Annotated in this window: 13 protein-coding genes; 3 read left to right on the top strand and 10 right to left on the bottom strand. The window is 39.0% G+C overall.

What is annotated here, in order from left to right:
- Window positions 1-33 precede the first annotated feature (33 nt).
- From OK344_RS11780 to OK344_RS11765, 4 genes are all read right to left on the bottom strand, one after another.
- Window positions 34-699 carry a succinate dehydrogenase cytochrome b subunit gene (locus tag OK344_RS11780; RefSeq protein WP_265144959.1) on the bottom strand — a complete coding sequence of 222 codons (666 nt, stop codon included), beginning with the start codon at window positions 697-699 and terminating at the stop codon, window positions 34-36.
- A 116-nt stretch (window positions 700-815) separates the two neighbouring features.
- Complete coding sequence (locus OK344_RS11775; protein ID WP_265144958.1) at window positions 816-2,492, bottom strand: ComEC/Rec2 family competence protein; 1,677 nt, start codon at window positions 2,490-2,492, stop codon at window positions 816-818.
- A gap of 147 nt (window positions 2,493-2,639) precedes the next feature.
- Window positions 2,640-3,746, bottom strand: coding sequence for a lipid-A-disaccharide synthase (lpxB, locus tag OK344_RS11770; RefSeq protein ID WP_265144957.1), 1,107 nt, complete (start codon window positions 3,744-3,746; stop codon window positions 2,640-2,642).
- 10 nt (window positions 3,747-3,756) lie between these two features.
- A complete protein-coding gene (locus OK344_RS11765; protein ID WP_265144956.1) occupies window positions 3,757-4,716 on the bottom strand; it encodes a dipeptidase in 960 nt (319 codons plus the stop codon).
- Between the two features lie 58 nt (window positions 4,717-4,774).
- On the opposite strand from OK344_RS11765, the gene OK344_RS11760 reads away from it, so the two are divergent.
- Together OK344_RS11760 and OK344_RS11755 are read left to right on the top strand one after the other, a co-directional pair.
- Window positions 4,775-5,284 (top strand): DUF2480 family protein, encoded by a 510-nt coding sequence (locus OK344_RS11760; protein WP_265144955.1) that lies wholly within the window; start codon window positions 4,775-4,777, stop codon window positions 5,282-5,284.
- Between the two features lie 96 nt (window positions 5,285-5,380).
- Entirely contained in the window at window positions 5,381-6,043 is a 663-nt protein-coding gene (locus OK344_RS11755) for a DUF937 domain-containing protein (RefSeq protein ID WP_265144954.1), read from the top strand.
- Window positions 6,044-6,071: 28 nt separating this feature from the next.
- On the opposite strand, the gene OK344_RS11750 is transcribed toward OK344_RS11755, so the two are convergent.
- Entirely contained in the window at window positions 6,072-6,371 is a 300-nt protein-coding gene (locus OK344_RS11750; protein ID WP_265144953.1) for a 30S ribosomal protein THX, read from the bottom strand.
- A gap of 72 nt (window positions 6,372-6,443) precedes the next feature.
- A complete protein-coding gene (locus tag OK344_RS11745; RefSeq protein WP_265144952.1) occupies window positions 6,444-6,932 on the bottom strand; it encodes a thermonuclease family protein in 489 nt (162 codons plus the stop codon).
- Window positions 6,933-7,309: 377 nt separating this feature from the next.
- On the opposite strand from OK344_RS11745, the gene aspS reads away from it, so the two are divergent.
- The gene (gene aspS, locus OK344_RS11740) at window positions 7,310-9,064 is read left to right on the top strand and encodes an aspartate--tRNA ligase (protein ID WP_265144951.1); all 1,755 of its coding nucleotides are present in this window, start codon (window positions 7,310-7,312) and stop codon (window positions 9,062-9,064) included.
- Between the two features lie 226 nt (window positions 9,065-9,290).
- On the opposite strand, the gene OK344_RS11735 is transcribed toward aspS, so the two are convergent.
- From OK344_RS11735 to paaZ, 4 genes are read right to left on the bottom strand one after another with little or no spacing between them, the layout of a single operon-like run.
- On the bottom strand, window positions 9,291-10,019 hold the full coding sequence (locus OK344_RS11735) for an SDR family NAD(P)-dependent oxidoreductase (protein ID WP_265144950.1): 729 nt from the start codon (window positions 10,017-10,019) through the stop codon (window positions 9,291-9,293).
- Window positions 10,020-10,038: 19 nt separating this feature from the next.
- Window positions 10,039-10,809, bottom strand: coding sequence for an enoyl-CoA hydratase/isomerase family protein (locus OK344_RS11730; RefSeq protein WP_265144949.1), 771 nt, complete (start codon window positions 10,807-10,809; stop codon window positions 10,039-10,041).
- Window positions 10,806-11,492: an SMUG2 DNA glycosylase family protein gene (locus OK344_RS11725; RefSeq protein WP_265144948.1), complete on the bottom strand. Its 687-nt coding sequence runs from the start codon at window positions 11,490-11,492 to the stop codon at window positions 10,806-10,808. Before OK344_RS11725 ends, OK344_RS11730 begins: the two co-directional genes overlap by 4 nt.
- Before the next feature lie 25 nt (window positions 11,493-11,517).
- Window positions 11,518-14,010 carry a phenylacetic acid degradation bifunctional protein PaaZ gene (paaZ, locus tag OK344_RS11720; protein ID WP_265144947.1) on the bottom strand — a complete coding sequence of 831 codons (2,493 nt, stop codon included), beginning with the start codon at window positions 14,008-14,010 and terminating at the stop codon, window positions 11,518-11,520.
- Window positions 14,011-14,091 lie beyond the last annotated feature (81 nt).

The raw sequence follows: 14,091 nt of genomic DNA, 5'->3' as shown, positions 1-14,091 counted from the left end.
AATTTTAGATTTTGAATGATTCAAAACTTAAAATTAAGACTGCGTTAAAAAGTGATACAGTGCAATGATGATAAATCCTGCAGGAATCAAAATGGAATACCATGTTCCAAGCGCTTTGATTACCGGCGTATATTTGGGATGCCTTGCTCCGACCGACTGAAAAGACGACTGGAAACCGTGGGCCAAGTGAAGACCCAACAATACAAAAGCGATGATGTAGAAAATTACCCTCCACGCATCAGCAAATTTCGCATGAAGTTCGTGCCAGAATCTTTCGTTATCTGGTGCATTCGCTTCAACATATTTGAAGTTGATCTCGTGCCACCAGAAATCGTACATGTGCAGTCCCAAAAATGCCAACACTACCAATCCGGAGATAATCATGTTTCTGGACATCCATGTAGAGTTTGCTGAGCCGTTGTTCATTGCGTACTTTACTGGTCTTGCGCTTCTGTTCTTAAGTTCAAGAACAAAACCCATCACAAAGTGAAAAATGACTGCAAACCCCAGAATTGGCTGCATAAGGAACTGAATGAGCGGGTTGTAACCCATAAATTCGGAAGCCGAATTGAACGCACTTGGACTGAATACTGAAATTAAATTCACCGAAAGGTGCATGATAAGGAATAGGAGCAAAAACATTGCAGACAATGCCATTGCGTACTTTCTACCGATAGTAGAACTGGTTAATCCTGCCATAATATTGTTTAAATTGAATTTTCACAAAGTTAAAAAAATGTTAAGCTATAGAAAAGTGAGAAATGTCAGAAAATTTCAGTTTGTAATCTTTCTAAATAAGAAATGTGAAAACTGTTCTATTTCAAGTGATATTCTTTGCCGCTGATCACTATTTTTTCAACATCATCAGAAATGATTTCTGTTTTAAATTTACGGATTCTCCTCGATGTTAAATAAGGTTCAATAACAAATTTTTCAACCTTTCCCAAATTAGTATTTGCCCTCATCAGAAACCGAACCTCATCCTTCGTTTTTACAGAAATAATTCTTTCTTTATAGTAGTGATGGACCAAAACCTCGTTGATTTGTGACGCTCTGTAATTCAACAAAAACCTCAACGCAACAAATAGGATGATGAAATAAGAAACTTTAAGCACATTTTTCAAACTGAATGTAATCACTGCAAATCTTAAAAACCAAATAATGACAAAACCCACTGCCATTTCGAGCAGAGTCATTGGAATCATTCTGTGAAAAGCAAAATCCAGATCAGCAAAAAAGTGTATGAGTTGCAAAGCTTTTGTTACCAACTGATCGTAAATAAAATTAAGCCAATTAATTTGTACTGAAAACTCAATGAGTACGGTCATTAGCAATGAGAATATAATAAGAATCTCTGAAAACGGAATGACGATAAGATTCGCGACAATGGAAATAACAGAATACTGATGGAAATAAAAAACCACCAGCGGCAGTGTAACGATTTGCGCAGCAATACTTATCGAAACCACATTCACCATAAGATTCTGAAATTTATTTTTGGGTTTGGGAAGGTATTGCAGAATCGGTTGATTCAGCCAGAAAATACCGAAAACCGCAACAAAACTCAGCTGAAAACCCACATCGAAAAACTGATTGGTATCTGCAATTAAAATCCCGAATGCCGCCACCGCCATCGCGTGAAGAATATCGGGCTTCCGCTGCAGCGCAACAGAAAGATAATATGCCGAAATCATGATGCAGCTGCGCACTACAGAATTTCCGTAATCGATAAATATCGCGAAAGCCCAGATCAGAATAAGCGAAATAATTATTTTGTAATTCCTGAACCTGGGCGGAAATATGGGATTTAAGACCAGCAGAATCAGCCAGAAAATAATAGCCATGTGCGATCCCGAGATGGCCAAAACATGCATCAGACCAGATTTTGTGAAATCTTCCACCGTTTCGGCATCCATCTCGGTACGGTCGGCAAGGATGATTCCTTTGGTAAATTCGCGCGTTCGTTTGCTTAAATTCGCGCTGTCGATTTTACTTAAAGTTGAAAGTCTTTTCTGCCGGATTTCTTCAGAAAAACTTAAATCATTTCGTAAACCGCGCTGAAAAGAATTCGGCAGATAGGCCTGAAAATAAATATCCTTGCGCGAAAGATATTTACCGTAATCAAACTGAAAATCACTGTAAGGCTTCTGGAACCGGTTAATGTAGGCTTCCGCCTTGTAGTAATGAAGAAAATTAAGCTCAGCTTCAGATTTTGGGACGGAAAGCACACTCAGAAAAGTTTGTTTTCCTTTCCAGGCTGAGATTTCGTAACGCCTGTTTTTCTCGTTTGAATTGAGTTTTTTGGTGATTTTAAAAACGATAACTTCCTTGCTTTTCAGCTCAGGAAGAAGAGGTTTCTTTGAATTGAGAAAATGAGCAAAAATTCCCAATGAAAAGAAAAGAAAGAAAAGAGAAACATGCCTGATCCGATGAAAATAAAAATCTTTAACCAAATACAAAACAAGCATCAAAAAACTGAAAACCAGAAACATATAAATGTATTTGACTTCCAGTGAAACAAAGTCCTGCAGAAGAATCCCAAGAATAAAACAAATACAGAGGATAAGTAGAGGCTGTTTGTGCAAAGCAGTTTTTAGAGGTAAAATTATACATCTTTACTTCTACTGCGTACCGTAAAATCACCCATTTATGATAATATTTGCGGCGTGGTCGCTGGCGCCTCTCCCACCCAGTTTTTGGCGTAGAAATCCGAAATCATCAAGCATCTTCTGTCTGGCTTCCCCTACTAAAATTGCGTTCAGCTCCTTTACAAGATTTTCAGTATTTAAATCATTCTGGATAAGTTCAGTCACAATTTCTTCATCCATGATTAAATTTACCAGCGAGATATATTTAATGTTTTTTACAACTCTTTTACCAATTTCGTAAGAAATCCGGCTGCTTCGGTAACATACAACTTCAGGAATGTTCAGCAATGCAGTTTCCAGGGTTGCGGTTCCGGAAGTCACCAGTGCGGCTTTCGAACTCCGTAGTAAATCATAGGTTTTATTGGAAACAAAATGTACATTCTCGTCCACATACCTTTCATAAAAAGATTTAGGCAAACTCGGAGCGCCGGCGATGACAAACTGATAATCCTTAAAAAACGGACGGACCGAAAGCATAATTTCCAACATTTTAGCGACTTCCTGCTCTCGGGAACCCGGTAAAAGCGCAATAATGTCTTTACTGTTTAGGCCGTTTTCTTTTTTGAATTTTTCTGAATCAATAGGCTTCAGATCCGAAATCGCATCGAGTAAAGGATGTCCCACAAAGTGTGCATCAACTTCATGTTTCCGGTAAAAATCTTTCTCGAAGGGAAGAATCACCAGCATTTCATCCACGTAATTCTTTATTTTCTCAACACGGCCTTCCTTCCACGCCCAAAGCTGTGGCGAAATATAATAGATAATTTTTATGCCTAAACTTTTTGCAAACGCTGCAATACGAAGGTTAAATCCCGGATAATCGACCAGAATAAGCACATCAGGACGATGAGTTTTAATATCCTCTTTACAGAATTTAATATTTTTAAGGATGGTTCTCAGGTTTTTTGCCACTTCCAGAAAACCCATGAAAGCAAGTTCTTTATAATGTTTCACCGGCTGAATTCCCGCCACATCAGCCATCAGATCGCCTCCCCAAAACCGGAACTCTGGGTTTGTATCTTTCTTTTTAAGAGATTTCATGAGGTTTGATGCGTGCAGGTCACCGGAAGCTTCGCCTGCGATAATATAATATTTCAAAGTGCTGGGTTTAAATTTTGTGGAGTCTTTTAAAATAACAGAGTGCGTTTCTATGACTTATTTTCTCTTTCAACTCATCAGAAAACAGATCCGAAATTCTGCTGTTGATGGTTGAATACGCCGTTGAATCGCCAAATTCGGGAAAGAAAAACGGATATCTGTCCTGCTCAGGATGGGATTTATCATCAAAAAAATCGGCTCCAAAACAAAGATGGTCTTCTGCTCCAAGTTTTATGGCATGTTCGATATGACGGTAAATTTCATTGTGATTTTCGAGGTTTATAAAGTATTTCACAAAATTCAGTCCGATTAAGCCGCTGCGGTTTATAATTTCTGTTACAAGTTCATCGGGAAGATTCCTGTTATGATCAAAAACCGCCCGCATATTCGAATGACTTGCCAAAACCGGGATATCTAAATTATTTTGATCAATAAAATTTAAGATTCCGTACGCCAGTTGATCGCTGGTGTGGGATAAATCTACGGCGATTTTGCGGCCATCCAAATATTCAATCAAACGCTTACCGTCATCTTTAAGTCCTGTTTGCGTAAAATTTCCACCACCAAAACGGTTCTCCAGATGATGTGTTAATCCTACATACATGATTTTCGCCTGAGAAATCAACCAATCAAGATTTTTAAATGCATCTTCTATCGGCTGATCTTCTTCGCAAAGTCCGGAGGCGTTTTCTACCGCTGCAATAATTCCTAAACCTTCCTGAAGTTCGGCGTTTTCAGGACAAAATTCATAAACACCAGGAAGATTCAGTAGACTGCGGTAACGCTTAAGTTGTTGTCTAACCTCATCAACACTTCCTTTCGCTGTCGCGGAATAAAAAGCCATGACCTGCATTTTCACATGTCCTGTAAAAAGTTTATCTACTGAACAGCGTACATCTCCAGTGGGAGAAGAATTGGGCTGCAGAAGATAAGCAGTAAGATCACAGTGAAGATCAAAGTTTACTTCCATGGTGATTTAATTTTGTTCGCGAAAATTAACGTAATTTTGCGTCAAAGATAAAATAAAAATGTCGGAAGAATTTGAAATCAAAAATAAAGTTGCAGAGAGTGGTTTGGTAAATTTCGACCTTTCAGAACTGGTTCCGAAAGGCACACGAAAAGGGATCGATCTGAAAGATTTTCTTTGGGAAGGAATGATTCTTCGGGAAAAGGATTTCAGAGATAAAGTCGCCGCAATAAATCCGGAAGATTACCGGGAATGCTATGTTTACATTTATAATTCTGCGGATGCAATTGTGCCGCTTTGGGCCTATTTCCTATTGACCGCGAAAATTACCGACGATGCTAAAAAAATAGTTTTCGGTAACCGCGAGGATCTGGAAGTGTTGCTGATGCATAACGCAGTGCAGACTTACGATTTTACAAAACTTACAGACAAAAGAGTGTTGGTAAAAGGTTGCTCTGATGTAAATATCCCTGAAAACGCTTACATAGAACTTGTCGAACAGCTGAAACCCCTCGTAAAGTCACTGATGTTTGGCGAAGCCTGCAGCAATGTTCCTATTTTTAAAAATTAAACTTTAACAGTATTTTATTATTGTAAATATTCCTTATCGGAATAGATTTTGGTAACTTTGAGAATCTTCATTCAAGAAAACCAAAAAAAATAAAATATGAACTTAATCGAATTAATTACCGGAAACGCCGGAAATCAGGTAGCTTCTCAGGCCGAAAACAAATTCGGCATCAGTAAAAATCAAATTATTGCACTTCTTGCGGTAGCTGCACCGCTGGTAATTTCTTACCTGAGAAAAAAATCTCAGGAAGACCCCAATGAAGCCGAAGCGTTAAACAATGCGCTGGACAAAGACCATGACGGAAGTATTTTAGATAATCCTGCCCAGGTTGAAGCCAGAGTTCAGGAAGGAGGCTCGATCCTCGACCATATTTTTGGCGGCCAGAAAGCTCAGGTTGAAAACCAACTTTCGCAAAACACCGGAATTTCGATGGATAAAATCGGGCCGGTACTGGCCATGCTTGCGCCACTGATCATGGGATACATCGGCAAAGAAAAACAGTCGAGCGGCGTAAATTCCGGCGGCGGACTTGGCGATTTATTGGGCGGTATTTTAGGCGGTGCGCAAAACCAGGCACAGGCAGAACCATCAAACCCTTTGAATGATATTTTGGGCAGCGTACTGGGAGGCGGTTCTCAGCAGTCCTCCGGAAACCCGCTGAATGATATTTTAGGCAGTGTTCTTGGCGGCGGGCAACAACAGCAACAACAGCAAGGTGGCTTAGGCGGACTTCTGGGAAGTATTTTAGGCGGTAAATAAGCCTGAATTCAAATAAAAAAACCGAAGATTATTCTTCGGTTTTTTTTGTTTTCGCAGCTTTGGGTTTAGCTTCTTTTGTCTCTGCTTTTTCAGCTTTTGGTTTTGCTGCAGCTTTTGGTTTAGTTTCAGTGGGCATTTCGGCATTTTCAGATTTCTCTGTAGGATATCCCACTTCTTTTCTTACTTTAACTTTTGAATCTTTCTTCTCATCTTCATTCAAAACCTTTACCGGAATATTTTTAACGGATTTCGATTTTCGCGGCCTTTTTTTACCATAACTTCCTGCAGTCACTTTTCCGCGTCTTGATTTCTGATCTCCTTTTCCCATAATTAATACTGTTTTTTTGTTATTGATTTACACAAAGTTAAATAAAAAACACAATCATTGAAGCCTAAATTTTCATAAATTTTGCACTTTCTTTCGTTTAGATTTTCGCCAGTTCCAGGGAGCAATCGGATCTTTATCCCTCCAAAGGCCAACTTTCTTTTTTCTTGCCGCTGTTTCCAGATCTGCATAGTTTGCACTTTTCGAATAGCGTTTATAATGCCACGCCAACCCGTTGCGCACCAGTTCTTTGTTTAGGTTTTGGTTGTTATAAAAAATTTCACCAATCCATCTGCCGTTACGGTCTTTCTTACCATTCCCGATTACTACAACCGTCTTCCCGAAACAAAAATCTGAGGCAAATTGTTTTGCTCTATTGCCAAATGGCTGGTTTTTCTCCGGCGCGTCAACATGTTCAAGCCTTACAACAATTTCCTTTTTTTTCTGGAGAACAACAAACGTGTCACCGTCTTTTACACCAACAACTTTCGCCGTAATTTTCTGTGAAAAAACAAATGCATAACACAATACAATACATAATAAAACCAGTAACCTCTTCTTCATTTACAAAAATATATTGCAAAGCTACCTAAAAAATATCATCGTTTAAATGGCCGGATTGCCGACTACGATATGCTGGTGACAACTAAAAAAACTTTTCGTTCGAGAGGTTGAACTGTAGTTTTACCGTACCAAAGGCTAGTCACAGTAATGTTTAAGTAATGTAAGAGTAATATTTAAAGAAGATAAAACTTATGTCTTGCTTAAACGAGAGAAAAACAATCTGAAAGACTCTGCCAACCCTTCGTTTAACAAAGATTTTCTCAATCAAAAATCATATCTTTGCACCTATTGAAATTGGACGTTCTGAGACTGCTGCTTTAATGCATTCCCGGCGTTCCTTACAATGATTAAACAACCAGAAACGACAAACTGAATATATGTTTAGAACACACACCAACGGAGAATTATCGCTTAAAAATCTTAATGAAGAAGTAACCCTTTCCGGCTGGGTTCAGACCATCCGCGACAAAGGTTTTATGATTTGGATTGATTTACGCGACCGTTACGGAATTACGCAATTGGTGTTCGATGAAGACCGCTCTTCGAAAGAATTGTTGGAAAGCGCCAAAAAATTGGGACGTGAATTTGTCATTCAAGTGGAAGGAAACGTGATTGAACGTGCTTCCAAAAACCCGAAAATTCCAACCGGAGAAATTGAAATTTTAGTTGAAAATTTAACAATTTTAAATGAATCTCAACTTCCGCCCTTCACCATTGAAGACGAAACCGACGGTGGCGAAGAACTGAGAATGAAATACAGATATTTGGACATCCGCAGAAATCCGGTGAAAGACAAACTTATTTTCCGCCATAAGATGGCACAAAAAGTAAGAAATTATCTTTCTGATCAGAATTTTATCGAAGTTGAAACTCCGGTTCTTATTAAATCAACTCCGGAAGGAGCGAGAGATTTTGTGGTTCCGAGCCGTATGAATCCGGGCCAGTTTTATGCACTTCCGCAGTCGCCACAAACTTTCAAGCAACTCTTAATGATTGGCGGAATGGACCGATATTTCCAAATTGTAAAATGTTTCCGTGATGAAGATTTAAGAGCGGACAGACAACCGGAATTTACGCAAATCGATTGCGAAATGGCATTTGTAGAACAGGAAGATGTTTTGGAGATTTTTGAAGGAATGACCACTACTTTATTGAAAGACATCACCGGTAACGATTTCGGAAAATTCCCAAGAATGACTTTCGCAGACGCCATGAAAAAATACGGAAACGACAAACCTGATATCCGTTTCGGAATGGAATTCGTGGAAGTAAATGAATTGGTAAAAGGAAAAGATTTCAAAATTTTTGATGACGCAGAATTGGTAGTTGGAATCAACGTTGAAGGTTGCGCAGATTATACCAGAAAACAAATTGACGAGCTGATCGATTGGGTAAAACGACCACAAATAGGTGCTTCCGGAATGGTTTGGATTAAATTCCAAAACGACGGCGTTGTCACTTCTTCTGTAAATAAATTCTACAATGAAGAGGATTTAAAGAAAATCACAGAAAAATTCGTGGCAAAACCAGGAGATTTAATTTTCCTCATGTCCGGAAACGAAAATAAAGTAAGAACCCAACTTTCCGCTCTCAGAATGGAATTGGGGAACCGTCTGGGTTTAAGAAAAGGAAATGAATTTGCGCCACTTTGGGTCATCGATTTCCCATTGTTGGAATGGGACGAAGAGTCCGGAAGATATCATGCAATGCACCACCCATTTACCTCGCCAAAACCGGAAGATTTGGAACTCATTCATACTGAACCCGGAAAAGTTCGCGCCAATGCTTATGATTTGGTTTTGAACGGAAATGAAATCGGAGGCGGTTCTGTAAGAATTTTCGATAAGGATTTGCAGAGCAGAATGTTCGATTTGTTAGGATTCACCAAAGAAGAAGCAGAAGCACAATTTGGATTTTTGATGAACGCTTTCAAATATGGAGCACCGCCTCACGCAGGTTTGGCTTTCGGTTTCGACAGATTGGTTGCGATTTTGGACGGAAATGAAGTGATCCGGGATTACATCGCTTTTCCTAAGAACAATTCCGGAAGAGACGTGATGATTGATGCACCGAGTCCGATTGCGGATTTGCAGTTGGAAGAATTGGCATTAAAAGTTGATATGAAGGAATAACTATTTAAACGGAAGGTTTAATTGTTTAGCGTTTTATTGTAGAAAGCAAAATTGCTTTTCCATCAAATCCAAGCGAATGAATGATGCGAATTAATTCGCTCTTTGCTTACTAAAATGTTCAAAATTTAAAGCATTCTGGTTTAAAGAATTTCTAAAAATACAGAAGCAATCTCAATATTGGGATTGCTTCGTCATTTTTAAGAAAAATCAGCGCCGTTATAATATATTACGGCAACTTCGCCACCAAACTTTCCGGTAGATTTTTAAGAATTACATAAATCGCTTTCCATTTAAAATTAGGGACATGGACAAAAGAATTTCCAACATTCACAATTTTTTTAGCAACATAATCCGGTTCCATCATTAGAGATTCGTTCAATTGTAAACCTTCATTAATTTTACTTCGGATGTAACCCAACACAAAAACATTTACCTTAATATTTCTTGGAGAAAGTTCCTGGCGAAGTCCGGCCAGATAAGTGGTGAAAGCCGATTTTGTGCTTCCATAAACAAAATTGCTCTTCCGACCGCGAACTCCCGAAAGCGAGGATAGACCGACGATTCTTTCCAGATTTTTGTTGGTTTTATCCATGGCGATGATATTCAAAATGGAAACCGCACCTGAATAATTGGTGTGCATCATCTGTAAAGTCTTATCAAAATCCTGAAAAGCATCTTCATTTTGTACCAAAAACCCCGCTGAATACAATACGACGTTTGGTTTGAAAGGCAATTCAGTATAAAACTTTTGATGGGAAGCGAAATCCACAGCATCAAAATACCGCAAATGAATTTGATCAGCATTCAGATGGTTTTCTTTGATGAATTTCTCCATCGATTTTAAATTTCTCGAAGCCATCATCACGCGGAAATTTTTCTGCAAATACAGTTTCGCACATTCTTTTGCCACATCGGAATTGGCTCCTAAAATCAAAACACTTTTTTCTGAATTCATTTGAAATCTCAAGAGAATTTTATTGTTTCATCCTCAATCTTTCCTTAATCTTTTGAATATTCTGTTTCGCTGAATCTTCCAGGATTAAACTTGCGCTCATCAAAATTCTTTCCGGCATTAATTGATCAAAATGTTCAGATCCTTCCCACGATACTTTCTTGATTAAAGCCAAAGCATCCGCACTTCTTTCGGATAATTTCTTCATAAAAGCTTCAATTCCCCCATCCATTTCCTCAATATTTTCAGAAACGGAATGATAAACATCGTGTCTTTCGCACCAATCGGCGCTGCGGAAATCGGCATCAATCGACATCGCAGCGTAAGCTGATTTCCCGATTTTTCTTTCAACATAGGGTCCAATGACGAAAGGTCCGATTCCCAAGTTCAATTCTGTTAAAGCCATTGCGGCATCTTTTGTTGCAAAGCAATAATCAGCAGCACACGCTATTCCTACTCCACCTCCTGTTGTTTTTCCCTGAACACGCACAATAACAAGTTTGCCGCAAGACCGCATCGCATTCAGAACTTTTGCAAAGCCACCAAAAAATATCTTTGAATTTTCCAAATGGTCAATTTCGAGCAACTCATCGAAGCTAGCGCCTGCACAAAACGCTTTTTCTCCGGCAGATTTTAAAAGTATGGCTTTAACCTCAGGTTTTGCACCTTCATCAAGAATAGTCTGAGCCAGTTTCTCCAGGATTTCTCCGGGTAATGAATTGCTTTTTTCGGTTCCGAAAGTGATTTCGGAGATTTGATTTTTGATTTCTGTATTTACGAATCCGTTGTTCATGAATTTTTATTTAGGGCAATTAAATATTTGTCGATGTATAATTGTTTTTCTTTGCTTTTGTACTGCTGAATATATCTGGGATGTTCCAAAACCGTCATTTTATCGAAAAAATGTTCGTGACTGTTGATTTTATCAATAAAATTGGCATTCTTTTTTCCTAAAATAAAGACCTCCGAAGTGTCCAAACCCAAACTTATATGATCCTTTAAACTCTGAATCATAAATGGTTTTACGGCTTCGAAAAGATTTTTGTCGTCATAGTAATTGGCGTTTAAATTACCTTTAATCGTATTCCTGACAATCGCTAAAGGAAAAGGAGAATTGATGTAAAATTCTTTATAGAAAAGTTGCGGTCCGCCGAAATTTTCAATTACATCATAAAGAAATACTGATGAAATTTCGTGCGTGTGAGCAGATTTCATTTCGATTCCGCAAACAGTTTCCAATCTTTTGGTATCGGTAAACGGAACGCCTGTAACTCCGGCGCCGTGGCGGCTTGGGTTGATTCCTATGATGAATTTTCGTTCTTTATGATCATTGTAAAACTTTTTGTAAAAAGCTGTCATTACACTGAAGGTTTCGGGATTGTCAAGAAACGGGTTTATGACCTGAAAGCCTGTCGGAAGCTTTCCGGTATATTTTAAGTTGCTGTTGAATTCTACGACTTGTTCTCCGAAGGTCATTCTGTTATAATGTTAAATCAGTAAATTAAACCAGATTAAACTGCTCAAAATGGTGCGTAAAATGTTTCCGGTGGAACAGTTCCATCATTTCTTTGTTCAGCATTCCGAACCTAGGATGATAATGCTCGGCTTGCGGGTTCTCGCGGTAATAGATCAGGAATTCTTTTAAAGTTTCCAGGAGCTTTTCTTTTGCTTCCGTAAGATTCTTAAATCGTAACTGCGGTTCTTCCCCTTCTTTAAGGAGCGGATATTGTGCACCCGGCCTGATTTTCTGGTCCGTATAAATCCAGTCCTGAAGCAGCTCGAGTTTATCGGTCGGGATTTCAGGAAAGTCAGAAGGCTCCAAAGAAGCGAAACCATTTCGCAAAACCTCCTCCAGATGTTCCACCATCAGTTGAGGCGTCATCAAACCAAATTTTCTTTCTGAATTTTCGGTGAGATTATTTAATATTTTCTGAATTTCTTTTGTTTTTAAATCAACGAAAGGAGATTTTTTTGCGACCAAAGTAAGAATGGTTGCTACGCAAACGATTTCATCGCGCTGATTGACAACTTCAACCAACCATTTCACCACGCCGTTCGGGATATTTCTTCCTTTCACGCCTTTGTTGATTTTCTCTTTTGCAGTTAAATAAACAGTAATGGTGTCTCCCGCATAAACGGGTTTGAAGAAACTCGCATTTTCCAATCCATAATTGGCGATAACAGGACCTTTTTTTCCGGAAACAAACAAACCAGCTGCTGCAGAAAGGATAAAGTATCCATGTGCCACGGTTTTATCGAAGATTGTTCCATTGAGAGAAGTTGCGTCGGTATGCGCATAAAAATGATCCCAAGAAACATTCGAAAAATTCACGATATCTGCCTCTGTTACTGTTCTTCCCGCTGTTTCCAAAGAATCTCCAATCTCTACTTCTTCAAAATATTTTCTGAAAGGATGTCTATCTGAAAAGTTTTGCGTTGCACCTTGTTGATAAATTTTGGTTATCGCCGTCAAAATATCGGGTGAACCTTGAATAGCTGTTTTTTGCAAGAAAAAATGCAACCCGTTCAAACCGCCCATTTCTTCACCGCCGCCTGCTCTTCCTGGTCCACCGTGCATTAAAGTAGGTAGCGGAGAACCGTGACCTGTTGATTCTTTCGCATTATCACGATTTAAGACAAAAATTCTTCCGTGGGTTGTCGCCATCTTCCAGGAAGTTTCGGCAACAAATTTTTCGTCGTGAGAAATGATGGAACCTACCAAACTTCCTTTTCCTCGTTTTGCCAAAGCAGCAGCTTCTTCCGCATCTTTGTAAGGCATCAATGTGGAAACCGGACCGAATGCTTCTACTTCGTGCGAAATATTTTTATCAAAAGGTTTGTCGTTCAAGAATAGTTTTGGGGACATAAATGCACCGTTTTCGTAATCCGCATCAACTAAATCGTGTTTTCCGTCGTAGATGAGTTCGGTTTCGGCTTTTAATAAATCTATTTTTCTTTGAACTTCATCATACTGGATATTTCCGACCAAAGAACCCATTCTCGTTTCACGATTGAGCGGATTTCCAATTTTTGTTTGGTCTAATGCCTTTGACAAAGAATTTTGAACATCGCCAATTAAATTTTCAGGAACGATAATTCGGCGGATTGCCGTACATTTTTGCCCGGCTTTTGTCGTCATTTCATTGCGAACTTCTTTGATGAACAAATCAAATTCGGGAGTTCCGGGTTTTGCATCCAAACCGAGAATAGAACAGTTTAAAGAATCGGCTTCCATATTGAATCGCACCGCATTTTTGGAAACGGAAGGAAGTGATTTTAATTTTCGTCCCGTATTTGCAGAACCGGTGAACAAAACGCGGTCGCCGTCCTGAACATAATCCAAAATATTACCGGGTTCGCCACAAACCAATTGAATTGCGCCTTCTGGAAGCAAACCACTTTCAATCATATCCTGAAAAACTGCATTCGTAAGATATGAACCAAAAGGTGAAGGTTTAACAATGCTCGGAACTCCCGCTAATAAAGAAGTTGATAACTTCTCCATCATTCCCCAAACCGGAAAGTTGTAGGCGTTGATCTGTAAAGAAACACCTTCGCTTGGCGTAAGAATGTGAGTTCCAAGGAAAGTTCCATTGGCAGAAATTTTCTGCGTGTCCCCATCCACCCAAAAAGGCGTATTCGGGAGCATTCTTTTTGCCAAACCTGAGTACGTGAAAAAAGTTCCGAAACCACCCTCAATATCTACCCAAGAATCTGCGTGAGTTGCTCCGGTTTTATAGGAAAGATCGTAGTATTTTTTCTTTCTTTCGAGAAGATAAAGTGCGACTTTTTTCAACATTTCACCGCGATCATAGAAAGTCATGGAGGAAAGATTTTTGTACCCGACGGTTCGTCCGTAATGAAGGGCTTCTTCGAAATTAATCCCTTGTGTATCGGAAATGGCGACCAATTCTCCGTTTACGGCGTTGTGTAGGGAAATTCCGTTTCCGGTGCCTTCAATCCATTGTCCGGCTATATAGTTTTTGAGTTTCATTTTGAAGTTTTAAAAAGTCTGAAAATTAAAGGTGTTAAGATACTGAAATTTTCAAATTTTTGGTTTCATAATTCTTCGGAA

This window comes from Kaistella yananensis (assembly GCF_026107505.2).
Lineage (GTDB): Bacteria > Bacteroidota > Bacteroidia > Flavobacteriales > Weeksellaceae > Kaistella > Kaistella yananensis.
This window is presented reverse-complemented; position numbering and strand designations above follow the sequence as displayed.